The sequence below is a fragment of the Streptomyces marianii genome (assembly GCF_005795905.1).
GTDB classification, from domain to species: domain Bacteria; phylum Actinomycetota; class Actinomycetes; order Streptomycetales; family Streptomycetaceae; genus Streptomyces; species Streptomyces marianii.
Map to the genome: position 1 here is coordinate 8,357,126 of NZ_VAWE01000001.1, position 21,422 is coordinate 8,378,547.

Annotated in this window: 19 protein-coding genes and 3 pseudogenes; 9 read left to right on the plus strand and 13 right to left on the minus strand. The window is 68.4% G+C overall.

Annotation, left to right across the window (positions count from 1 at the left end):
- Positions 1-27: 27 nt before the first annotated feature.
- From FEF34_RS37650 to FEF34_RS37660, 3 genes are read right to left on the minus strand one after another with little or no spacing between them, the layout of a single operon-like run.
- A complete protein-coding gene (locus FEF34_RS37650) occupies positions 28-396 on the minus strand; it encodes a hypothetical protein (RefSeq protein WP_138057154.1) in 369 nt (122 codons plus the stop codon).
- On the minus strand, positions 393-1,004 hold the full coding sequence (locus tag FEF34_RS37655) for a TetR/AcrR family transcriptional regulator (RefSeq protein ID WP_138057155.1): 612 nt from the start codon (positions 1,002-1,004) through the stop codon (positions 393-395). The genes FEF34_RS37650 and FEF34_RS37655 overlap by 4 nt, the downstream gene beginning before the upstream one ends.
- A complete protein-coding gene (locus tag FEF34_RS37660) occupies positions 997-1,824 on the minus strand; it encodes an alpha/beta fold hydrolase (RefSeq protein ID WP_138057156.1) in 828 nt (275 codons plus the stop codon). The genes FEF34_RS37655 and FEF34_RS37660 overlap by 8 nt, the downstream gene beginning before the upstream one ends.
- A 396-nt stretch (positions 1,825-2,220) precedes the next feature.
- Here FEF34_RS37660 and FEF34_RS43830 point away from each other — a divergent pair, with 396 nt between their 5' ends.
- Positions 2,221-2,700: a hypothetical protein gene (locus FEF34_RS43830; protein ID WP_267905282.1), complete on the plus strand. Its 480-nt coding sequence runs from the start codon at positions 2,221-2,223 to the stop codon at positions 2,698-2,700.
- Positions 2,701-2,704: 4 nt separating this feature from the next.
- Here the strand turns inward: FEF34_RS43830 and FEF34_RS37670 are convergent, their stop codons facing one another.
- Complete coding sequence (locus FEF34_RS37670) at positions 2,705-3,487, minus strand: IS5 family transposase (RefSeq protein WP_138057157.1); 783 nt, start codon at positions 3,485-3,487, stop codon at positions 2,705-2,707.
- Between the two features lie 722 nt (positions 3,488-4,209).
- On the opposite strand from FEF34_RS37670, the pseudogene FEF34_RS37675 reads away from it, so the two are divergent.
- A pseudogene (locus FEF34_RS37675) lies at positions 4,210-4,884 on the plus strand (reverse transcriptase domain-containing protein); the annotation flags it as partial.
- A gap of 77 nt (positions 4,885-4,961) precedes the next feature.
- Here FEF34_RS37675 and istA read toward each other — a convergent pair.
- The 4 genes and pseudogenes from istA to FEF34_RS44035 all read right to left on the minus strand — a co-directional run.
- Positions 4,962-5,937 (minus strand): annotated as a pseudogene (istA, locus tag FEF34_RS43485) (IS21 family transposase); the annotation flags it as partial.
- Between the two features lie 197 nt (positions 5,938-6,134).
- Positions 6,135-6,749: a class I SAM-dependent methyltransferase gene (locus tag FEF34_RS37685; RefSeq protein ID WP_138057160.1), complete on the minus strand. Its 615-nt coding sequence runs from the start codon at positions 6,747-6,749 to the stop codon at positions 6,135-6,137.
- Positions 6,750-6,769: 20 nt separating this feature from the next.
- Complete coding sequence (locus tag FEF34_RS43490; protein ID WP_234043002.1) at positions 6,770-7,135, minus strand: site-specific integrase; 366 nt, start codon at positions 7,133-7,135, stop codon at positions 6,770-6,772.
- A gap of 79 nt (positions 7,136-7,214) precedes the next feature.
- Positions 7,215-7,592, minus strand: a pseudogene (locus tag FEF34_RS44035) (site-specific integrase); the annotation flags it as partial.
- A 534-nt stretch (positions 7,593-8,126) separates the two neighbouring features.
- Between FEF34_RS44035 and FEF34_RS37695 the strand changes: the two are divergent.
- A complete protein-coding gene (locus FEF34_RS37695; RefSeq protein WP_138057161.1) occupies positions 8,127-8,513 on the plus strand; it encodes a DUF4240 domain-containing protein in 387 nt (128 codons plus the stop codon).
- Positions 8,514-8,556: 43 nt separating this feature from the next.
- On the opposite strand, the gene FEF34_RS37700 is transcribed toward FEF34_RS37695, so the two are convergent.
- Positions 8,557-10,125, minus strand: coding sequence for an ISL3 family transposase (locus FEF34_RS37700; RefSeq protein WP_456114790.1), 1,569 nt, complete (start codon positions 10,123-10,125; stop codon positions 8,557-8,559).
- Between the two features lie 78 nt (positions 10,126-10,203).
- Between FEF34_RS37700 and FEF34_RS37705 the strand changes: the two genes are divergently transcribed.
- Positions 10,204-11,610 carry an IS4 family transposase gene (locus FEF34_RS37705; protein ID WP_138052000.1) on the plus strand — a complete coding sequence of 469 codons (1,407 nt, stop codon included), beginning with the start codon at positions 10,204-10,206 and terminating at the stop codon, positions 11,608-11,610.
- A gap of 132 nt (positions 11,611-11,742) precedes the next feature.
- Here the strand turns inward: FEF34_RS37705 and FEF34_RS37710 are convergent, their stop codons facing one another.
- The 3 genes from FEF34_RS37710 to FEF34_RS37725 all read right to left on the minus strand — a co-directional run bounded on the left by FEF34_RS37710 (position 11,743) and on the right by FEF34_RS37725 (position 15,457).
- The gene (locus FEF34_RS37710) at positions 11,743-13,497 is read right to left on the minus strand and encodes an IS1182 family transposase (RefSeq protein WP_138057979.1); all 1,755 of its coding nucleotides are present in this window, start codon (positions 13,495-13,497) and stop codon (positions 11,743-11,745) included.
- 762 nt (positions 13,498-14,259) lie between these two features.
- Positions 14,260-14,607, minus strand: coding sequence for a VOC family protein (locus FEF34_RS37715; protein ID WP_138057162.1), 348 nt, complete (start codon positions 14,605-14,607; stop codon positions 14,260-14,262).
- Between the two features lie 475 nt (positions 14,608-15,082).
- On the minus strand, positions 15,083-15,457 hold the full coding sequence (locus FEF34_RS37725; protein ID WP_138057163.1) for a hypothetical protein: 375 nt from the start codon (positions 15,455-15,457) through the stop codon (positions 15,083-15,085).
- Positions 15,458-15,599: 142 nt separating this feature from the next.
- On the opposite strand from FEF34_RS37725, the gene FEF34_RS37730 reads away from it, so the two are divergent.
- From FEF34_RS37730 to FEF34_RS37745, 4 genes are all read left to right on the plus strand, one after another.
- Positions 15,600-15,968, plus strand: a complete 369-nt coding sequence (locus FEF34_RS37730) for a hypothetical protein (RefSeq protein ID WP_199800729.1) — start codon at positions 15,600-15,602, stop codon at positions 15,966-15,968.
- A gap of 242 nt (positions 15,969-16,210) precedes the next feature.
- On the plus strand, positions 16,211-16,843 hold the full coding sequence (locus tag FEF34_RS37735) for a hypothetical protein (RefSeq protein ID WP_138057164.1): 633 nt from the start codon (positions 16,211-16,213) through the stop codon (positions 16,841-16,843).
- Between the two features lie 289 nt (positions 16,844-17,132).
- A complete protein-coding gene (locus tag FEF34_RS37740) occupies positions 17,133-17,762 on the plus strand; it encodes a DUF2975 domain-containing protein (protein ID WP_138057165.1) in 630 nt (209 codons plus the stop codon).
- A complete protein-coding gene (locus FEF34_RS37745; RefSeq protein ID WP_138057166.1) occupies positions 17,762-18,016 on the plus strand; it encodes a helix-turn-helix domain-containing protein in 255 nt (84 codons plus the stop codon). Before FEF34_RS37740 ends, FEF34_RS37745 begins: the two co-directional genes overlap by 1 nt.
- Before the next feature lie 360 nt (positions 18,017-18,376).
- Here the strand turns inward: FEF34_RS37745 and FEF34_RS44040 are convergent, their stop codons facing one another.
- A complete protein-coding gene (locus tag FEF34_RS44040) occupies positions 18,377-19,090 on the minus strand; it encodes a helicase associated domain-containing protein (RefSeq protein ID WP_138057167.1) in 714 nt (237 codons plus the stop codon).
- A 493-nt stretch (positions 19,091-19,583) separates the two neighbouring features.
- Between FEF34_RS44040 and FEF34_RS43835 the strand changes: the two genes are divergently transcribed.
- Positions 19,584-21,263 carry an IS1182 family transposase gene (locus FEF34_RS43835; RefSeq protein ID WP_267905283.1) on the plus strand — a complete coding sequence of 560 codons (1,680 nt, stop codon included), beginning with the start codon at positions 19,584-19,586 and terminating at the stop codon, positions 21,261-21,263.
- Positions 21,264-21,422: the final 159 nt, after the last annotated feature.

Below are 21,422 nucleotides of genomic sequence, written 5' to 3' on the forward strand. Positions count from 1 at the left end.
GTGTTGGGGTGCGTGTCGAGTCGTGATCTAGTGGTGCAGCAGCCAACGCCAGCGAGGTTGTTCGAGCATGACCGACGTCGCGGCCAGCGCTGTCGCGACAACTGCCGCCCACGTGGGCCATGCGAACCACGGTGCCACGGCTGCGGCGGTCACTTCGAGGAGCACGAGCAGGAGCATCGCCGCACCGGGAATCGCCACCGGCGGGTCGAACGGGCGGTCGCCGGGTGTCCCGACGACCGCCGGCAGTCCGATCAGCAGGACCAACGCGGCGATCGCGACTGCCCAGCCGACTTGGTGCAACGCCCACGGGGTGGCCGTCCAGCCGATCAGTTCGGTCAGGAACCGCAGCCCGGAGGCGGCGTTGGTGCGGTTCGGGGAGTCGGCGGCCTGGGTCATGATCCCTCCCCGGCATGGAGCGGCGCGGTGCCGGGCCCGCCGACGGCGGCCTCGGCCTGCATGCCGCTGATGAGCGAGTCGACGACGAACCGGTAGCTGTCGGCGTTGTCGCGCTCCATCCGGAAGGCATCGTCGTTTTCGAGGCCGACGAAGCCGTGGATCACGGTGCGCAGGGCTCGGACCGCGTCGATGGCGCGTTCATCTGTCAGCCCGAAGCCGGCGACCGCGTCGACCAGGATCTGCACCGCTTCGTAGGCCACGGCCTGGTATTCCTCGTCTTCGGGGCGCGGGGCGCGGACGCTGGCGGCGTATCGGCCGGGGTGGTCGAGGGCCCACTTCCGGTACGTCTCGGCGATCGCGCGGACCGCGTCCGGACCGGACCGGCCGACCGCGGCCCGGGTCAGGACGGCGCCGATGTCACGGACGGCTTGGAGGCCGACGCCCCGCTGGAGGGCGTCCAGCGAATCGACGTGCTTGTACAGGGACGGTGTCCGCACGCCGACCCGCTCGGCCAGCAGGCCCATGGTCAGGCCGGGGAAGCCGACCTCGTCGGCGAGTTCCGACGCGGCCGCGATGACCGTGGCCTGGTCGAGTCCGGCCCTAGGCACGGGCCGTCTCCAGGAACGAGCGCACCAGGCCGACCACCGCCGTCGGGAATTGGACCTGCGGGTAGTGGCCCGCCCCCGGGAGCATCTCGAGCCGGCCGACGCCCTCCGGCAGCGCGGCCACGATGGCCTCGCCCTCGGCCTTCGGGTCACCCCAGTCGGGGTCGAGGGTGCCCATGACGACCAGGACCGGGCAGTGCACGTTGCAGAGTTGGGCACCGGCGTCGGCGGCGCTGTTCATCTGCTTCCGCAGGGCCTTCATCCGGCCCGGCTCGTGCAGCATCGCGTCGGTGAGCTCAAGACTCGCGGCCCAGTCCGCCGGGCGCGGCTCCGGGGTCGCGATCTCCAGGTACTTCCGCCATCGCTTGTGGCTGCCGAGCATCGCGACGGCCGAGATCGCCGTCGCGGCCTTGCGGTAGCGGGACACGCCCAGGGCGCTCAGCGAGTACTCCACCTTGCGGGTGAACGGCGCCAGTTCGACGACGGCGCTCACGAGCGCCGGCGCCTTGGCAGCGGCGATCGTCGCGGCACCGCCGGAGATGGAGTGGCCGACCAGCGCCGCGGGACCGCCGAGGTGCTCGATCAGTGCGATCAGGTCGGCGGCGATGTCGGTGCGGGTGTAGGACGGCCACGTCGCGGTCGACTCGCCGCTGCCTCGCAGGTCCACGGCCGCGACCCGATAACCGGCGGCCACCAGCTCCGGGACCATGAACCGATAGGCGTCGCGGCTCTGGCCGATCCCGTGCGCAAGCACGATCAGCGGCCCGGAGCCGGTCACCTCGTAGGCGAGGGTGCCGCCTTCCACGTTCAGTAGCTCAGTCATGACGACTTCCTTAGCTAATTTAGATAGCCCAAAAGCTACGCCGATTAGCCGTGGCGGTCAAGGTCAGTGCGTGAGGATCCATGGCAAGCCCGGTGAGAAGCCGCTGTGCTACCGATGTGATCACCGAGTTTGCCCTGGTCGTGTGTCACGAACGCTGAAGGAGGCGTCGATGTAGGAGCTTCTGGAAGCGGTGCTGTGCAGGAGATGGAGGTAGGTCCTCCGGGGTCGCTCTGCAGGGGGAGGCTCCAAACCACCGCAGGCTGCGTCGGTTAGAAGCCGTTGTCTTTCCGAATGTGATCGCTGCGTTTTCGCTGCTCAGGCATGATGTCGACGGTTCTGCGGCAGGGACGACACGTCGTGTTGTTTCGTCGGGGAGGTATGCAGGTGCCGTCGGTGATGGGGATGTTGGAGGCTCGCGAGTCGGTTGCCCGGGTGCGGGTGGAGGAACTGCGCGTCGAGGCGGACCGGGTTCGGGCCGAGCTGGCTGAGGCGGAAGCCGTGCTGGAACGGCGGGTCGTCGCGCTCGCGGAACTGGCCGAGGCCCTGGCCGCAGGTGCTGTGCCGCAGGAGCCGGTCCGACCGGCACCGGTTCCGGTCGAGGTGAAGGAGCCCGTGGCCGGTTCGGTGGTGCCCGAGTGGCGCGAGGGTGTCACGGCTGGGGTGCTTGCTCCCGAGTACCGCAGGCTGCTGGCCGTGGTGGAGGCCGACAGCGGCGGGGAGGGGCTGCGGGCGAAGGACCTGGCTGCTCGGTTGGGCCTGGAGTTGGTGCCGGCGAAGGTCGAGGGTGTGCGGGTCAAGGCAAAGCGGCTGGTCGCGCGAGGCTGGCTGGCCGAGGGCGGGCCGGGCCTGTTCATCGTCCGAGGCCGGGCGGAGTGAGTGATCAGGGGCGGCGGCGGGCGAGGCGGCGTCCCATGAGCATGGCCATCGACCAGCGCATTACGGCTTCGCTGGTGGCGGGCCGGGTCTCGTAGTCGCGGGCCAGGCGACGGGAGCGCATCAGCCAGCCCAGGGTGCGCTCGACGCACCAGCGTCGGGGCAGTACGACGAAGCCGTGCATGTCGTCGCTTCGCTTGACGATCTCCAGGGTGAGGCGGAGTTTGTTCCTGGCCCAGTCGACGAGGCGGCCTGCGTAGCCGCCATCGGCCCACACGAGCCGGATCTTGCGGTGGCGGGCCAGCAGGCGGGGCAGTATGCCGCAGGCGGCGTCCCGGTCAGTGACATCGGCCGGGGTGACCAGCACCATCAGCAGCAGACCAAGGCAGTCCACGATCACGTGCCGCTTGCGGCCGTTGATGTTCTTGGCCCCGTCGAAGCCCCGTGACGGCGCCGGGACGGACGCGGCTGCCTTGACCGACTGCGAGTCGACGATCGCGGCCGTCGGTTCCGTATCCCGGCCCTCGCTCTCGCGAACCCGGCCGCGCAGTCGGTCGTGGAACTCGGTGATCAGGCGATGGTCGCGCCAGCGGCGGAAGAACGCGTAGACGCGGTCCCAGGCGGGAAAGTCCGCGGGCATCGCCCGCCACTTGATCCCGTTGTCCACGAGATACCGGATCGCGTCGATCATCTGGCGGTGGCAGTAGCCCTCCGGCTGGCCGCCCTTGCCGTTCATCCATGCCGGCACCGGTAGCACGCTGCGGACCACCGTCCACTCCGCGTCGGTCATGTCCGACGGGTAGCGTCGCCCACGCTCGGCACGATCGACCGCGTTGCCGTACACGTGCGCGAGGCAATCACACGGCCGGGAGAGCGAGTTGGACACGGCAGGCAAGGACACGGAAGACTGCGGCACCAGGGCCTCCTGTTGCTCATGGACTTCGACACCCACGAGCTGTGCAGGAGGCCCTGCCTTCATGCCCGGCAAACCGGAAATCACCCGCCCGAGTCGCCGCACTCGAACCCACGCTCACCATGATCGGTACGACAACGACTTCTTAAGTGCCGGTCGTGGTGAGCGCTGCGGGAAAAGGCGCGGCGATGATCGCGTCAGGTGTGGGTCAGGAAGGCGAGCGTGAGCGAACCGCTGATGACGTGTCGTAATAAATTCCAGTGGCGTCGAAACCAGGGCGAGACCAGGGCTCTGGGACAGGTCCGGGGGGAGCCTGCTGACTGCCCGGGTGGCGTCCGGCATGTAGGCGGCGCGAGCCTGACCTGGGCTCTTGCGCGGAACGTGAGAACCTGTCGCCCCGATACTGCTGCCGGTCCGTGGGGCCGGCGGCGAGAGGGAGAGCCCCAAGCGGCCACCACCGCAAGGGGCGGAGTACTGATGCGGGGCACGGGGGCAGACCGTCTCGTAGTAGCGAGGAAGCCCGGTAACGCGGGTGGAGCGAAGGGGACGGATCATCCAGGTCTGCTTGGCGGTCAACCGGAGTTCCCGGGATGAGCCGGATGAGCGGGCCAAAGCCGTTCGAGATCTCGAAGCACGTGATCTGGGAGGCGTATCTCAGGGTCAAGGCGAACCGGGGAGCGGCCGGAGTCGACGGCGAGTCAGTCGAGCAGTTCGAGGCTGACCTGCAAGGCAACCTCTACAAACTGTGGAACCGCATGTCGTCGGGCAGCTACTTCCCGCCGCCGGTGTGGATGGTGGAGATCCCCAAGCCCGGGGGAGCGGGCAAGGTCAGAGTTCTCGGAGTGCCGACGGTGGCGGACAGAATCGCGCAGACGGCGGCGGCCATGGTCCTGGAGCCGGAGGTGGAACCGCTGTTCCATCCCGATTCCTACGGCTATCGGCCCCGCAGAAGCGCGCTGGACGCGGTCGCGGCCTGCCGGGAGCGGTGCTGGAGGACCGACTGGACGGTCGACATCGACATCCAGGGGTTCTTCGACAACCTCGACCATGATCTGGTCCTCAAGGCGGTGGCCCACCATACCGACCAGCGGTGGATCCTGCTGTATGTGGAGCGCTGGCTGAAGGCCCCGCTGCAGCACCGAAGCGGCGAACTGGCCGCGCGAGATCGCGGGAGCCCACAAGGCTCGGCGATCTCACCCTTGCTGGCGAACCTGTTCATGCACTACGCGTTCGATACTTGGATGGACCGGACCTTCCCGGGCGTCCGGTTCGAGCGCTACTGCGACGACATGGTGGTTCACTGCCGTACCGAGGCCGAGGCGACGGTGGCCGTCGACCAGCGGGCCAGGGTGAACGGAGTGGGCGGCAGCGGCAGCAGGGCGGCCGCCTCGAGGGCGCCGAACACGGCCATCGGCGATGCCCCGCCCAGCGGCCGGCACTGCCGTTGCCCGGCGACCTGCTGGCCCAGGTGACGGCCTCGGTCTGCATGTGCTCGATCGAGGTGAACTCCCGCCCGCGCCAGAACGAGTCGCGGACGTAGGGCATGGGCCGCTCCACCCTGGGCTTGTCTTTGGGCTTCGATGCCCTTGCGGGGTCCACCAACGCGCCGTAGTGGGTGGCGAGTTCGGCATACGCCTTGTTGATTTTCGGGTCGTAGAGGTCGGGCTTGTCGACGCCGGTCTTCAGGTTGTCCGGCGCGAGACGGCGTGGGACGCCGTCGAAGTAGCGGAAGGCCGCGACGTGTGCTTCGGTCCATGCGTGCTGGTCCAGGTGCAGGACCGGCCGTACGAACATGTGCCGTGAGCAGGGCAGCACCATCACGAACGCCCAGACGCGGTGTCGTTTGCTGGTGCGGGGGTTGGTCCACTGGCCCAGGAAGCCGTAGTCGATCTGGGCTTCCTCGCCCGGTTCGATCTCGTCGCGCAGGACGGTGACCTGTGAGCGGCTCACCTCGTCGGGCAGCGTGGCGTGCACCAGCGGCGGAACGAGGAGATCGACACCTTCAGTTTGTGCTCGTCCCGCAGCCGCTGGTGGATCGTGGAGACCGTCACCGTTCCCAGCAAGTCCGCTATGCAGTAACGGTGTTGGTCGATGTCGGACCAGGTGACTGCCGCAGCCTCCTGTCGACGAGCCCGGGGGAAACACCCCCCGATCAGCCCGGCCCAGTCGGCCTCGCTCATCGGCGGGCCGCCCGGGATGATCCCGGACGCCTCCGCCGGCGCCAGGTACTTCCTGACCGTCTTGCGGTCCACCCCCAGTGACGCGGCCAGCGCGCTCTTCGAGCGGCCCGCGTACCAGTGGACGTAGATCTCGGTGATGTCGACCACGACGAACGTTCTCCTTGCCATCCGGGCTGCCCATCGGCCTGCCGAACCACGGGGCGAGGAACACGGGCAGCTCCGCGACGACCAGGTCCCTCGGTCCCGGACTCCGCGCTACCCATGGAGAATCAGGAGGAACCGCCACAGAGAATCACACGACGCTCAAACCGCCCCAGATGATGAAAACGGCCATCGATGCCGGATCAGCGAGCGGGTTTCTCCCAGGTCAGCGAGTACCGGCGCAGCACATGCCGGCGGTAGCGCACGCCGGGCAGCAGCCGTCGGGCAGCAGCCCGCACCTGCCCATAGCTCATCTGCGGGTCGGCGACCGGCATGCCCTGCGGACCACGCGCGCGACGCAGCACCTTCGCGATCCGCACGATCGGGGCAGCCGCGATCAACGCCGCCCACTCCGTCACGCTCGCGTCGCGGGCCAGACCGACCACCACCAGCGTGCCGCCGGGCCGCAGCAGCTCACGCATGCGGACGAGGGCCGCCTCGAAGTCCATGTGATGGATCGTGGTCACCGAGCAGACGAAGTCGTAGCCCGCAGCGGGGAGGTCGGCGGTGAGGAAGTCGCCCTCGACGAAGGTGAGCTGCGGGTGGCCAGCAGCGGACTCGCGTGAGCAGGCGATCATGTCCGACGACTTGTCGATCCCGGTGACGCGTGTCGCCCGCTCGGCGAGCTTCCGTGCCAGCAGCCCGTCCCCGCAGCCAACGTCCAGGGCATCGCCGCAACCCTCGGGAACAGCCCGGAGGATGCCCGGGTGCCGGGCAACGTTGGTGTTCCAGTACGGCTCTGCGACGGGCTGGCGCATCGGGTCATCGTAGAGGCCGGTCATGGCCTGCCGAGTGCGCACCGACGGATTCGCCGTCCCCCTGGGGAGGCATGATCGCAGGGATGGGGAATTACATGAAGCTGATCATGCAGATCGTGGGGAATTTCCTGACCGTCGACAGGGGAGGTGAGCGCCTGTATTCGCCACGCGTGGATGTGCTCCATGCCGCGGGCGAGCTTGTCGGCCAGGTCCCGGCCGGACAGGCGGATGTACTGGAGCGTGGAATCGGTGTTGCGGTGGCCAGCGAAGGTAGCGATCGCGTGCAGTTCCCAGCCCATCCGGGCCAGATCGGTCAGACACAGGTGACGGGTGGTGTGGGTCGAGAATCGCGGGACCCCGGCCTCCAGGGCGATCCGGCGGACCACCTTCGACCAGGTCCAGGGTCAGCGGCTGCCCGTGATTGCGCCGGGACTCCGACAGGAACAGCGGCCCCCTGGCCCGGCTGACCGTGACCCGGTGGGCGAGGTAGGCCGACATCAGCACGCCGGTCGACGCCGAATACGGCACCACCCGCTCCAGGCGGTTCTTCGTCGTCTCCGCCCGCACCCTCAGCGTCCGGTGGGCCGGATCGAGGTCGTCGGTCCGCAGCGAGCACAGCTCCTCTCGCCGCAGCGCGGCATCGTAGGCCAGGGCCAGCATCACCCGGTTGCGGACCGGCTCCTCCAGCGCGACCTGCAGGATCCCCAGCCACTGCTGTTCACTGGGGATCCACGGCAGCTTCGTCAGCCGCGGCACCAGCCCGCGCTGGTACCCGCTCCTCTGGCGCCCCGGGGTGTATCGCCCCCGGCCGACCGGGTCCGAGTCGCGTAGGCCTTCCTCCATGAGGAAGTCGTAGAACAGGCGGACCGGCACCAGGCGCAGCTGGATGGTGGCGTTGGCCAGTCCTGCCCCCGAGTCGAACGAGACCACATTGACCCCCGACGGTGCGGCCGTGAGGTCAATTCCCTTACGTAGACGGCTATATGTGCGCGGTTCGCCGTGACCGGGTCGACGGTCTCCCGTTCGCACATCAGCAGGTACTCGGCCAGCCCGCGGGCGTAGGCATCAATCGTGCGGGGCGCACGGCCGAGATCCGTCCAGATCGTCAGCCAGGCCGCCGCCTGCTCGTGCCGGCCGAGCACCGGCCACTTCTCCATCAGCAGCGTCGTACCGCTCAACACATCTCCCGAGTCCGTGGTTGCACCGGAGAGACATGATCACCCCGGGCAGATTCCACGTAACTTGTAAGATGATCAAACGTCAGATGTTCGGACGAGCCAAGCTCCCCCTGCTCCGCAAACGCGTCCTTTTCACAGCGGCAGCAACCAGGTGACCCGGGAGCCAGGTCTGTCAGACCCCTGCGGCATGCTCACCCGCATGAACGAAGACGCCTTCTGGCAGCTCATCGAGGACTGCAGGCCCACAGAACCTGACCCAGACGCCGAGGTCCTTGCAGCCACGCTGACCGAGCGGCTTGCCCACTCCCCGTTGTCGCTGGTCATCGGCTTTGCCGAACAACTGTCATGGGCGCTCTACCGGCTGGACCGCAAGGAATACGGAAACGACCTGTCCGGTGACGCCTTCCTCTACACCCGTGCTGCGGTCGTTGCCGCCGGCCGCACCGCATTCGACGGCGTCCTCCAGGACCCGGCGGCCTTCACTCCTTATGCCATCGACCTCATCTGGGCCGAGCCCCTGCTCTACACACCGTACCGGGCATACGAACGCATCACCGGGGAGGAATGGGGTCGCGGGAGTGTCTAATCAACGGGTCTGGCCCGTAGTCGGTGGTGACGGCCAGTAGCCATCAGCGCAGGAGGATGCGGTGGCGGAGGAGGTCGAATCCGGCGCGGCCGTGCATCTGTCTCATGATCCGTTTCGTTCTGGTGTTGACGCCTTCGGTGCGGCCGTTGTGGTAGGGCAGGGTGAGGCCGGCGTCGATGGCTGAGCGGTCGAGTTCGAGTCCGTTGGCGAAGCTGTGCAGGTGGGGCAGCGCCGCGGCGCGGGTGGCGGTGATCCACCCCGTGAGCTTCACATCGTTGTCCAGGAGCGGCGTGAGCAGGGCCGCGAAGTCGCGTACGAGGTTGGCGAGTTCGGTCATCTCAGGGCAGGCTGCGGTGATCTTCTCCAGCAGGGCGGTCTGTTTCGGGCGCAGGTGGTCTGGGTCGGTGAGGAGGAGCCGCGCGGCGTGGGGTGGGGTGGTGACGGGCCGGTCGCCGTCGGCGCGGCCCTGGTTGAGGTATTTGTGCAGGCCGTTGAGGCTGCCGGTGTATCCGAGTTCCTTGATCTCGTGGAAGAGGTGGAGGACCGGGACGCCCGGCTCCTCGGTGCGGCGTCGGCGCAGGTGCTCGCGGTAGGCGTCAACGAGAGTGGGCCGGTAGGCCGGTGCGATGCGCAGGCCCGTGGGCTCGGGCATGCGGGCGTAGCGCTTGACGGTATTCAGCGCCAGGCCGAGGCGGCGGGAACAGTCCAGCAGCCCGACGCCCTGGCCGAGCAGGGTGTGGATCTTGTTCCAGCGTTCACGGGTGGTCTGCTCGCGTACTCCGCCGGGCAGCGGCGGGTTGAGGGCCGCGGCCCAGCAGTCGGCGTGGGCGCGGATTTCGAGCTGGACCTTGTCGCACAGGTTGCGCCAGATGTGCCAGCGGTCGCTGACCTGCACCGCGTCGGGCAGGGCGCGGCGGATGGCTTCGGCGTAGGTGGCTGAGCCGTCCCGGCAAACCGTCGTGATGCCGGGGTGTTTGCGTAGCCAGGCTTCCAGGGGACCGGCGTCCCGGCCGGGCAGGACCTCGATGCGCCGGCCGGTGATGGCATCGGTGATGATCGTGGCGTATCGGTGACGGCGCCGCAGCGCGAAGTCGTCCACTCCGATCACCGCGGGGACCGGCGCTTCGGGCGTCGGCAGGCGCCACAGCCACCTGAGCATGGTGGTACGGGAGGCCGGCACGGTGAGCCGGCCGGCCAGACGTGCGGCCGCCCGGCCGCATAACTCCCGTGCCACTTCGGCAATCTGCCTGGTCAGCCGCACCGTCCGACGCTGGTGGCGCTCCAGCAGCCCGGGAACCTGCTCACGGAAGGTCTGCCGTGCACAGCCCAGAACCGGACAGACCAGCCGCCGCGCCCGCAAGCGGACGACGACCTGCCGACCGTCGACCGGCACGTCCGCCACCGTCCGGCGGTGATACCCGTGCACCCTCGCAGTCAGCGCCCCGCACGCTGGACACGGCACCGCCGCGTCCAGCGTGCGAGCTGTGACCACGACTGCGTCCCCGCCGTCCGCCACGTCCTCGACGAGCAATGCCGACAATCCCGAAAACACTGTGCTCACAAGCGAGTTGACATCAACACCGTTGCGTTTGGTCTTTGAGTTGTAAGTCAAGCCCTGCTGAACAGCGCGACGGGACCACCTGATAGATCAACGATCGGCGAAGAGAGTCGATCAAGGTCAGGGGTCCCGTTGCAGGAGAAGTCTGTCATCACGTCCACGATCGAGACAGCCCGGGGTGTGTTCGCGCCGGGTCATCTGGGGGAGTTGACCCAGGTCGTGGACTTCGCGCTGGTGGACGCGGTGCTGGAGGAGACCGGCCGGCGCGAGAAGCGCCTGCGGCTGCTGCCTTCTCGGGTGGTGGTGTACTTCGTGCTCGCTCTCGCGCTGTTCGAACACCGCTCGTACCGCACGGTGTGGTCCCAACTGACTGCCGCCCTGACCCCGCTGGCCCTGGTGCGTCCTGCGGTCTCCTCGCTGACGCGGGCCAGGCGCAGGGTGGGGGCCGCACCTCTGCGGCGTCTGTTCGAGACGCTTGCCGGGCCCGTCGCCCGCCCCGGGCAGGAGGGGTCCTTCTACCGGGGCCTGCGCACGGTGGCCGTCGACGGGACCCTGCTGCACACCCCCGACGACGAGACGCTCACCTGGCACTACCCCAAACGGGCCGGGGAGGGTCTGGAGTTCGGCTATCCGCTCCTGCGGCTGCTGACCCTGGTCGAGTGCGGCACCCGCGCGCTCATAGCCGCCGCCTTCGGACCGGAGTCCCAGGGCGAACTCCCCTACGCCAAGCGGCTTCTGACCTCCCTGGACCAGACAATGCTCCTACTCGCCGACACGGCCTTCGACGGCAACGAGTTCCTTGATGCCGTCCATCAGAGCGGGGCCCGGTTCCTGGTGCGCTCCGGGGCCCGCCGCGTCCCCACCCCCGCCGAGCACCTGGGCGACGGCTCCTACATCGCCCGCATCGGCTACGGCGTCCTGCCGGTGCTGCTGCCGGTGCGCATAATCGAGGCGGCCCTCACCGTCACCCTGGCCGATGGCACCGTCCGCACCGAGCAATGGCGGCTGATCACCAACCTGCTGGACCCCGTCCGTTATCCGTCCGCCGAGCTCGTTGAGCTCTATCACCGCAGGTGGCAGGCGGAAACCACGTATTTTTCGATCAAGGCCACGATGCTCGACGGCCGTGTCCTGCGCTCCCGCAGCACCGACGGCCTCGACCAGGAGGTCTACGCCCTGCTCACCGCCTACCAGGCTCTGATCCGCGCCGGCGACGACGCCCTGACCAGGCGGCCGGAAGTACCCAGGGAACGGATCAGTTTCACCGTCCTGCTGGCCGCCGCAACCGACACCGTCACCGCCGGCCATGGAATCTTCCCCGGCACCCCCATCGACCTGGTCGGCACGATCGGCCACGCCGCCCTGAGCGACCTCCTGCCCGCCCACCGACGGCAACGAGTGAAGGCCCGCACCCGCAAGAACCCCACCAGCAAGTACGGACCGAACGCCGGACAGCACCCCCAGAAGGCCCAGAACTACACCGTCCACACCACCGTCGCGTTCTTCGCCCACGGCCTCAACAGCCGCTCACAGCGCTAACGCAACGGTGTTGGAGTTGACATCCACCACAAGATCATGATCGCTGATGGCTACTGGCCGTCACCACCGACTACGGGCCAGACCCGTTAATTTGACACACCCCTCGTACCTGCGACTCTGTTGCTGAATCCTTCAGCCGGCGAGTTGGTGGCTGAGGCGCTGCAGTCGGCTGGTGCGGGGCTTGCGTAGTGGGTTGGTGGTCCACCAGGCGTCGAGGCGGACGATGTTGAGGGCGGTGGCGGAGAAGGCGTGTTGGAGGGTGACTTTCGGTAGCCCGCGGTAGCGGGCCTGGCGGATGCCGGTGACGTCGAGGGCCTGGTTGACGGTGCTCTCGATGCCGGCGCGGAGGGCGTACTTGGCCCTCCAGGACTCGGTGTCCTGTTCGGTTCTGGCTGTGGTGGTGCGTTCGTGGAGTTCACGGGGACGCAGGGTGAGCATGCGGGTACCGCGGACCGAGCTGGTGCAGTTGGTCCGGGAGGGACAGGGACGGCAGTCGGCTCGGGCGAATTCGATCACGATGGCGTCTCGTCGGTGCTGGGTGACCGGGTACCAGCCGGCGCTGGTGGCCCCCTGGGGACAGTGGACCTGGCGGGCCTTCCAGTCGACGCGGAAGGCGCTCTTGGCGAAGCCCTCGGCGGCCTTGGCCTGCGGGGAGTGGTCGGCCAGGAGCGGGGTGACCATGCCGATGCCCCGGCCCGCCGCTTCCACGACCAGGTCGACGGAGGGGTATCCGGAGTCGAGGTAGTGCTCGCCCGGTGCGACCTGCCGCTCGGCCAGGTTCTGCTGGATGGGCGCGGTGGCCTTGACGTCCGGAACGGTCGCCTCGGTGGTGTGGACATCCGTGATCAGCCGTAATGGAAGCCTCACGGCTTCGGCTTCGGCTTCGGCTTCGGCTTCGGCTTCGGCTTCGGCTTCGGCTTCGGCTTCGGCTTCGGCTTCGGGGAGGGTGTCGCAGGTCTCGGTGAGGTGGACCTTGTATCCGAGCCAGAACAGGTCGTCGCCCTTGGCCGACCAGCGGGCGTCGGGGTCGTACGGGGAGGCCAGGCGGATATGGCCGGGCGGGACCCCGCTGTCGTCGGCGTCCCGCTTCTTGATCACCTCCCGTCCCCGGCCATCGGTACGGATGATGTAGGTCTGCACCATGACCTGCCGCAGGAGGGCCACCGCCTCGATCTCGCGGACCCACACCGGCGCGGTATCGGACCAGGCCGCCCGGCACAGGACCAGCGCGTCCTGGCCGAAGACCTGGGCAAGCCGGTCCCGCTTGGTCTTCGAGCCCGGCATCGTCCAGCCATCCACGCGCGGCCCGTAGCGTTCGGCGAACTCGGCGACGTCGATCACGCCGGCCAGCCAGGACGGCGCCGCCACCGCCAGCGCCTCCAGAGCGGCCCGCACACTCTCCCCGGCCAGCTCGGTCCGGTTCAGGTCACGGACCGCGCTGATCACATGGGTGGAGTCCGTGCGCTGCTTGCCACCGGCCTTGATCAGCCCGGCCTCGCGGCAGTGCTCGACGAGCCTGTCGAAGAGTGTCCGCTCCAGGCCGTGCCCGACCAGCCGGGCACGGAACTTCGACAGCGCGGAGAAGTCGAAGCCGGCATCGGAGAGCTCCGCGCCCAGCGCGTACTTCCACGACAGGCGATCCCGCGACGCGTCCGCCGCCTGCCGGTCGGTCAGGTTCTCCGTGAACTGCAGCACCGTCACCAGCGCGAGCAGGGCCGGAGACTGGGCGGGAGCCCCACGATCGGGAAACGCATCGGTGAACAACGCGTCGTCGAAAACCTCGGCAAGGTGGTCACGCACGCGCATGGGCAGGCTCCCACCAGGGAAGGCCGCACGGGCCGTTCTGGCCGTCTGTTCAGGAATGGACGGCAATCCCCCCGGCCGCATGGACACCGCGCCAACCCCCTGCGGCCGGAGCAGACAGAACGACCGCACCAACGATCATGCCGACCTGCCCGTGCCTCTGCAGGCAATTCAGCAACAGAGTCACCTGCGGAGGCAAAGTGCTCCAACGACGGGACGGAAACGAGCGACGAAACTGGCGCAGAGGCTCATGGCTGTCGGATCCCTGACCGCGGCAGCGGTTCTCGGCGGCGCAGGCGGTGCCCAGGCCCAGGGCGACGACGGCCTTCCTTCGTTGCTCGACGCGTCGGCACTCACTCAGACGTGCCCGGCTGGTCAGGTGGGTACCTTCGAGGGACACAGGACGTCGGTTGCAGTCCGAGCGCCCTCCTGAGCACCAAGCCCCCTCGGGAGGCCTCACCGGCTACGAGATCGTGACCGAGTCGGAGGAATGCGGCCCCAGCAGCCTGTGTAGCGTCGTAGCGACCTGCCCGCCGGGCAAGATGGTCACAGGAGGAGGGGTCGGCTTCTCCATCACCTCTACGGACGTTACGGTCCACAGGACCCAGCCCCTCGCCGATGGGACGGGTTGGTTCGGGGCTATCTTCAACCCGTTCACGGACGCTTCGGGTGTAGTCACCACGTACGCGGTTTACGCTGACGTCGGCCGCGGGCACCACGATCCCCACATCTGAGGAGTCGGCCCCCTGCATGCGCCGAGCAGCCGGGGGCCGCCCGTACGGGTCCGGAAACGCAACGCCATCAACGAGTGGCTGTGACCCGCATCCCCCTATAGCGGGAGGACCGTCAGCGGTGGCCCAGCACGTTGACCACCCGGCCGTTGGGGTCACGGACGAAGAACCGCCGCACCCCCCACTCCTCGTCCTGCAGGGGGTGAACGATCTCCGCGCCGCTCTCACGCATGGCCGCGTAGGCCGCGTCCACGTCATCTACTTCGACGCTCATGTCGGGAGTGACTGGTGCGGTTTTGTCACTGGCCATGAGGCTGATCTGCGCCGTCGGGCTGGACGGGGACGCAAGCGTCATGATCCAGCCGTGGTTCATGACCTCCTCGAATCCGAGCAGGCCGTAGAACTCCCGGCTCTCCTGCGCAGCCTCCGACTGGACATTGGGTACGACACGGCGAACGGCCATCGATAACTCCAAGGTGACAACAGACCGGCGTTTGAGGCTCCCCAGAAGTACTACGCCACACCGGCCGACACGCGCACTTTCGATACAGGCCGCAGACCTGGTGACCGCCTGCCACTCGTTCGTCGCCGCCCCCGCCGTTCGTGGCCTGCGCGACCGCGCCCAGTGAAACGAGCACACCGAAGCCCGCACCGCCTTACGCAACGGCCACCGGGCCTGGTCGCGATCCTTGGGGGTGGCAGTGGCGGCCTTCTCGGCCAGCCGGATGCCGAGTTACTCCAGGCGCTCGCGCTGCCTCTGAGCGAGCCGGTGCCAGTCCTGGCGTTGTGTGGCGAGCCAGTGGCCGAGGTCCATGCCGTGCCCTGGTCGCGGGTCGGCGGTCCCCAACCGGTGCCCGGACCGACGCCCCCGATCGGTCCGGGGGCGTCGGCGCGTCAGATCGTTCTCAGCTTTGTGAGTACGGCGGCGCGGTCTGCTCTCACCAGTCGTCGTGTGCGCTGCCCACCCACGCGATCGGCTGGCCCTCGCTGTTGCGGCCCCAGTGCGGTTCCTCCATTGAGGTCTCGTGCCCGTCGGGCAACACGCAGATCCGCCCCCATCGGCCGTGTTTGCCGGGACAGAGCCCGGCGAGCTGGTCCGCTTCGCCATCGCGCACGGCCTGGTCGTAGCGGTCCTGGAACGGCTGGAGACAGGCGCACAGCTCCATGCCGAGCTGCGTTTCCGCCGCCTCCACCCGGGCCCGCGCTTCGGACAGCACGAACGAGGCGACGTCCTCCGCCTCCGTGAAGGCCCTGGTGCGGGCGTGCCGCCGCACGGCTTCCTGCACGCGCCGTTCTTCCTCGGGTGCGGTCATCACGCCGCTCCTTCCGCTGCCGCCCACTCCAGCCCGAGGCCGGCCAGCGCGGCGAGCTTGTCCGCCGTGAGCTTCGCGCGCCTGGTCTTGCTATTGCTCATCAACTGCGCCCGAAGCGTGTCCTTCTCACACGCCACATAGAGTGCCGTGGTCTGGCCGTCTGAGGTACGCCGCGCGCACGCAGGAGGGCATCGAGCGCCGCCGAATCCTGGCGACCCTCGCGCAGGCGCACCACCTGGCCCAGCTCCATCTGTCGTTCCAGCCCGCGCCCGAGCTGGTCATGCTGACCGGTGACCGGTCGATGACGGCCGCGCAGGACGCTGACTACCCCGACCGTGGGCCCGACGACATCGCCCTCGGCGGGCTGCTGCACCTGGCTGCCGCTCTCTCCTACGCCAAGGTCGGGCAGAAGGGCAGCGCCGAAAATGTCCGCTTCATCAGCTGTTGCGGTAGCCCCCGAAGGCTTGGATGCGTGCAGGTCAGGCGTAGCCGCCGTGGATGCTCAAGTTAACCTCAGAATTCTTGATCACCTGTTGCCGTGCTGGTGGTGACGGTGTGAAGGTTCTGTCACGGCCGTGGGAGACCAACTGCGGTCTACGCGGGGGGCGTCGGCGGATTTCTTGCCGTGCATGGAGGAGCTTGGTGCTCCTCGTCCTTGCGTTTCACTGATTGCTTGAATGCATTGGGGGAAGTGGAATGCGTAATACCACTCGCAGAGGATTTGTCGGAATTCTTGCCGCGACGATGGGGGCCATGACCCTGGCAGGGCTGCCGGGTCAGGCCGTGGCGGCGGAGAGTCAGATTCCCTCCACGCCGCAGGCGTACGTCGCGTGGCTCGAGGCCAAGTCGGATCCGGGCGCTGCTGAGACGATCGCACAGTTCAAGGCGCTTCCTGCGGAGAAGCAGCAGAAGTTCATCGGCTATCTGAACGCGCCGGATCACTTCAAGGCGTTCATGGACGCGGTGGAGAGCCCGACCGCCAAGCGAAGTGTGCTTGCCGACGGCGACATCGTCATCGACAAGGAGGAGCAGAGCGGGGAGATGTCCACGCGGGGGACTGCGGGCGACAAGAACGTCTGGCACAGCGTTTCCGACAAGATCTTCGGCATCAAGGTCACGACCGTGAAGCTCGGTGTCAACTACCGCACCACCGCCACCAGGACCACGAAGGTCTACGGAGGCTGGGCGAGCCACACGAACTGGGTGCCGGCTCTGAAGTTCGAGCACCAACCGATCAAGAACTGGATCTCCGCCGACCCGGGCAACAACGCGCACTCGGAGACCGTCTGGAAGGGCGAGTTCGCCGTGTACGGCGTCTGGTCGTGCCGTCACCGCGTCTGGGCCGACCAGGACGGCTTCAAGGGCGGATACCTCAAGCGCGTGTGACCCGCTCCGGCATGACGTGGGGCGTGCCCGCCTGATCACCTGTCAACAGCCCGCCGGCTGATGCCGGCAACTCCGGCGGCCGTGGTCCCTCTGCGTTCTCTCGCACGGCATGAGTGCCGGCGCGGGGACAGCGAGGGCCACGGCCGCCGAAGTGCGCACCGGTGTGTGCGACGCGCCGGCCCCGCGGGGGGCCGGGAGAACGGTGCGGGGTGCTGGCAGGGCTTCCCTCACCCTCGATCACCGTGTATCGTTTCTCGATAACATCGAGAAACGATACACGGGGGTCGTGATGGCTGAGGACCACAAGCTCCTCGAACCCTTCTCCAAAACGGTCTCGGGCCTTCTACGGCTGCTTGTAGGCCTGCTTCTGATCGCCTTCGCCTTCAGCCTGTTCAACCAGGGCGTCCCGTTCTGGAGTGTCGCGGAGAACTGCGTCACCGCCCACTGGATGGGAGGCAGTTCGAGTGCCGCCGACGCCCTCTTCGGCACCCGTCCGGGAGCTCAGGTCACCGCGATCCCGCAATACTGCGCCGAGAACCCCAGCGGCTACCAGCGGTTCCTCGGACTCCTCACCGACGTCCCGTCGCTGATTCTCCTGATCTGCGGGCTCCTGGTACTCAACCGGCTCCTGCGATCGGCCGCGCAAGACGGCGTCTACACCCAGCAGACCGCCGCCAGGCTGCGGCTGCTCGGGTGGCTGCTGCTGGTCGGCAGCCTGGTCGCCGAGCTCGCCCAGGCGGTCGCCCAGGCGGCTCTGCTGGCGACACTCACCAAGGACGTCGCGTTCTCCCCCGACACGGTGGTGAACACCATGACAGCCCCCTACCTGGCGATGCTGACGGGTCTCGGGCTGCTGACCTTCGCGCGCATCATGAACGTCGGCGTAGCCATGCGTGAGGACCTCGAAGGGACAGTCTGATGCCGGCAGAGGCGAACGAGAACCGCGCCATCCATGTGCATCTCGACCGTCTCCTCGCAGAACGAGGCATGACGCTCACGGAACTCGCGGCCGCGGTCGGGGTCACCAACGTCAACCTTTCGATCCTCAAGAACGGCCGCGCAAAAGCGATCCGCTTCACCACCCTGACCAGCATCTGCCACGTGCTGGACTGCCAGCCGGGAGACCTCCTCAGCTACCGCGAAGCCGACGACAGCACCATCGAACCCGCATGAACCAGCACCAAACCACCCGCATACGAAAAGGAAGTCACCGATGATCGCAATGATGGACACCTGGATGAAGATCACCGCGGTGGCCGTCACCGTAGCGGCGATCGCCCTCGCGGTCGCCGCCACCAGGTGGCTCAAGCGACGCTAACGCAGCCCCGGAGCAGAAACGGGGCTGGTGCTTACCTGCGCGCTCCGACTGTTCCAGGCGCCTGCGAGAAGCGGTGCCGGGCGGAACCGGACCGTCGGCACCTGTCCCCGAGCCTGATGCGGGCAGCCCGCCGGCCCGCGCCCCCCGTCGCGGGTCGGCGGTCCCCAGCCGGTGCCCCGGACCGATGCCCCCGATCGGTCCGGGGCACCGCCGTGTCAGATCGCTCCCAGCTCTGTGAGCACGTGGGCGCGGTCGGTGGGGAGTTTCGCGCGGCGGTTGCGTTGGTTGGCGAGCCAGACGCCGAGTTTGACCGCGCGGTCCTGGCCGTCGTGGACGACGTGTTCGACGTGCCCTCGCGAGACGCCCGTCAGGGTGCCTTCGCGGGCGTGGTAGGCGCGGGCTGCGGCGAGGCCGCGTTCCCATGCCGCGGCACGGCCGCCGGCCTTTGGGGCCGCCGCGGCGGGCTCGGGCGCGGTGACTCCCAGTACGGCCAGTCGCTCGCGCTGCGCCGCCGATAGTTCGGCCCATGTCTCGCGCTGCCTGGCCAGCCATCGGCCGACGTCTGCGCCGTGCACGGTCACCCCGGGGGTGATCTCGTCTACCGCCGCGCCGCCGTCCACCACCAAGGCCCGCACTCCGGAGTAGTGGCGTTGCCAGTCGATCGGCCATGCCGGGTTCCAGTCGCGGTCGATCTCGGCGAGCTGCGCGGCCCGCTCGGGCGTGAGGGCTCCGGGTCGGCGGCAGTTGGACAGCCACTGCCCGACAGGCCGCCCCCGTAGCCCCTGACGGCCCCTGAAGCGCCCGTGCGGCCTGGCCGCCGGGCTCGGCGACCACCGGCGCCGCGTGGAGCGGCCAACGTGCCGTAGCGGCCCATGTAGAGCCGTGCTGCGGCAAGGTTGTCCTGCCACTCGGCCTCGGCCGGGTCCCATACCATGCCCAGCCGTTCAAGCCGCGCCGCCCGTGTCGCCGCCCAGTTTTTCTGCGCTGCGGCTGTGCCTGCGGGCTGAGGGTCTTCAGATTTTCTGGGTGATTTTGGCGGTGCCTGGAGCGCTTGGAGTATGGCTCTGAGCGGGGTGGTGGTTGTCTGACCTGCGTGTATGTCGTCTGCGCGGGATGGCCGGGTGTTGTGCAGTTCCAGTGAGCTGCTACTTGGTGGGGCCGGTCAGGGGGTGTCGGGGTTCGTGAGGTCCTCTTTGGTGAGGGGGACGTGGGTGGCTTTGCCGGCTTTGCTGGCGGTGGTGACTCTGTTGCTGAATTGCCTGCAGAGGCACGGGCAGGTCGGCATGATCGTTGGTGCGGTCGTTCTGTCTGCTCCGGCCGCAGGGGGTTGGCGCGGTGTCCATGCGGCCGGGGGGATTGCCGTCCATTCCTGAACAGACGGCCAGAACGGCCCGTGCGGCCTTCCCTGGTGGGAGCCTGCCCATGCGCGTGCGTGACCACCTTGCCGAGGTTTTCGACGACGCGTTGTTCACCGATGCGTTTCCCGATCGTGGGGCTCCCGCCCAGTCTCCGGCCCTGCTCGCGCTGGTGACGGTGCTGCAGTTCACGGAGAACCTGACCGACCGGCAGGCGGCGGACGCGTCGCGGGATCGCCTGTCGTGGAAGTACGCGCTGGGCGCGGAGCTCTCCGATGCCGGCTTCGACTTCTCCGCGCTGTCGAAGTTCCGTGCCCGGCTGGTCGGGCACGGCCTGGAGCGGACACTCTTCGACAGGCTCGTCGAGCACTGCCGCGAGGCCGGGCTGATCAAGGCCGGTGGCAAGCAGCGCACGGACTCCACCCATGTGATCAGCGCGGTCCGTGACCTGAACCGGACCGAGCTGGCCGGGGAGAGTGTGCGGGCCGCTCTGGAGGCGCTGGCGGTGGCGGCGCCGTCCTGGCTGGCCGGCGTGATCGACGTCGCCGAGTTCGCCGAACGCTACGGGCCGCGCGTGGATGGCTGGACGATGCCGGGCTCGAAGACCAAGCGGGACCGGCTTGCCCAGGTCTTCGGCCAGGACGCGCTGGTCCTGTGCCGGGCGGCCTGGTCCGATACCGCGCCGGTGTGGGTCCGCGAGATCGAGGCGGTGGCCCTCCTGCGGCAGGTCATGGTGCAGACCTACATCATCCGTACCGATGGCCGGGGACGGGAGGTGATCAAGAAGCGGGACGCCGACGACAGCGGGGTCCCGCCCGGCCATATCCGCCTGGCCTCCCCGTACGACCCCGACGCCCGCTGGTCGGCCAAGGGCGACGACCTGTTCTGGCTCGGATACAAGGTCCACCTCACCGAGACCTGCGACACCCTCCCCGAAGCCGAAGCCGAAGCCGAAGCCGAAGCCGAAGCCGAAGCCGAAGCCGAAGCCGAAGCCGAAGCCGAAGCCGAAGCCGTGAGGCTTCCATTACGGCTGATCACGGATGTCCACACCACCGAGGCGACCGTTCCGGACGTCAAGGCCACCGCGCCCATCCAGCAGAACCTGGCCGAGCGGCAGGTCGCACCGGGCGAGCACTACCTCGACTCCGGATACCCCTCCGTCGACCTGGTCGTGGAAGCGGCGGGCCGGGGCATCGGCATGGTCACCCCGCTCCTGGCCGACCACTCCCCGCAGGCCAAGGCCGCCGAGGGCTTCGCCAAGAGCGCCTTCCGCGTCGACTGGAAGGCCTGCCAGGTCCACTGTCCCCAGGGGGCCACCAGCGCCGGCTGGTACCCGGTCACCCAGCACCGACGAGACGCCATCGTGATCGAATTCGCCCGAGCCGACTGCCGTCCCTGTCCCTCCCGGACCAACTGCACCAGCTCGGTCCGCGGTACCCGCATGCTCACCCTGCGTCCCCGTGAACTCCACGAACGCACCACCACAGCCAGAACCGAACAGGACACCGAGTCCTGGAGGGCCAAGTACGCCCTCCGCGCCGGCATCGAGAGCACCGTCAACCAGGCCCTCGACGTCACCGGCATCCGCCAGGCCCGCTACCGCGGGCTACCGAAAGTCACCCTCCAACACGCCTTCTCCGCCACCGCCCTCAACATCGTCCGCCTCGACGCCTGGTGGACCACCAACCCACTACGCAAGCCCCGCACCAGCCGACTGCAGCGCCTCAGCCACCAACTCGCCGGCTGAAGGATTCAGCAACAGAGTCGGTGGTGACTCTGCTGCTCAATTCGGCTGAGCAGCAGAGTCATGCCGGGAAGGCCGCGACGGTCACCGCGTTGTCGCAGGTCATGGTCCGCGTGTCGGAGTTGCCCCGGAATTGGGCAGCAGAGTCGGTGGTGGGTGGAA

What these genes read in the sequence shown, in the direction of transcription:
- FEF34_RS37650 (WP_138057154.1), bottom strand. Translation starts at nt 396, where the DNA reads ATGACCCAGGCCGCCGACTCCCCGAACCGCACCAACGCCGCCTCCGGG.
- FEF34_RS37660 (WP_138057156.1), bottom strand. Translation starts at nt 1,824, where the DNA reads ATGACTGAGCTACTGAACGTGGAAGGCGGCACCCTCGCCTACGAGGTG.
- FEF34_RS43830 (WP_267905282.1), top strand. Translation starts at nt 2,221, where the DNA reads ATGGGGATGTTGGAGGCTCGCGAGTCGGTTGCCCGGGTGCGGGTGGAG.
- FEF34_RS37670 (WP_138057157.1), bottom strand. Translation starts at nt 3,487, where the DNA reads ATGACCGACGCGGAGTGGACGGTGGTCCGCAGCGTGCTACCGGTGCCG.
- FEF34_RS37685 (WP_138057160.1), bottom strand. Translation starts at nt 6,749, where the DNA reads ATGCGCCAGCCCGTCGCAGAGCCGTACTGGAACACCAACGTTGCCCGG.
- FEF34_RS37695 (WP_138057161.1), top strand. Translation starts at nt 8,127, where the DNA reads ATGAACGAAGACGCCTTCTGGCAGCTCATCGAGGACTGCAGGCCCACA.
- FEF34_RS37710 (WP_138057979.1), bottom strand. Translation starts at nt 13,497, where the DNA reads ATGCGGCCGGGGGGATTGCCGTCCATTCCTGAACAGACGGCCAGAACG.
- FEF34_RS37715 (WP_138057162.1), bottom strand. Translation starts at nt 14,607, where the DNA reads ATGGCCGTTCGCCGTGTCGTACCCAATGTCCAGTCGGAGGCTGCGCAG.
- FEF34_RS37725 (WP_138057163.1), bottom strand. Translation starts at nt 15,457, where the DNA reads ATGACCGCACCCGAGGAAGAACGGCGCGTGCAGGAAGCCGTGCGGCGG.
- FEF34_RS37735 (WP_138057164.1), top strand. Translation starts at nt 16,211, where the DNA reads ATGACCCTGGCAGGGCTGCCGGGTCAGGCCGTGGCGGCGGAGAGTCAG.
- FEF34_RS37740 (WP_138057165.1), top strand. Translation starts at nt 17,133, where the DNA reads ATGGCTGAGGACCACAAGCTCCTCGAACCCTTCTCCAAAACGGTCTCG.
- FEF34_RS37745 (WP_138057166.1), top strand. Translation starts at nt 17,762, where the DNA reads ATGCCGGCAGAGGCGAACGAGAACCGCGCCATCCATGTGCATCTCGAC.
- FEF34_RS44040 (WP_138057167.1), bottom strand. Translation starts at nt 19,090, where the DNA reads ATGGGACCCGGCCGAGGCCGAGTGGCAGGACAACCTTGCCGCAGCACG.
- FEF34_RS43835 (WP_267905283.1), top strand. Translation starts at nt 19,584, where the DNA reads ATGCGCGTGCGTGACCACCTTGCCGAGGTTTTCGACGACGCGTTGTTC.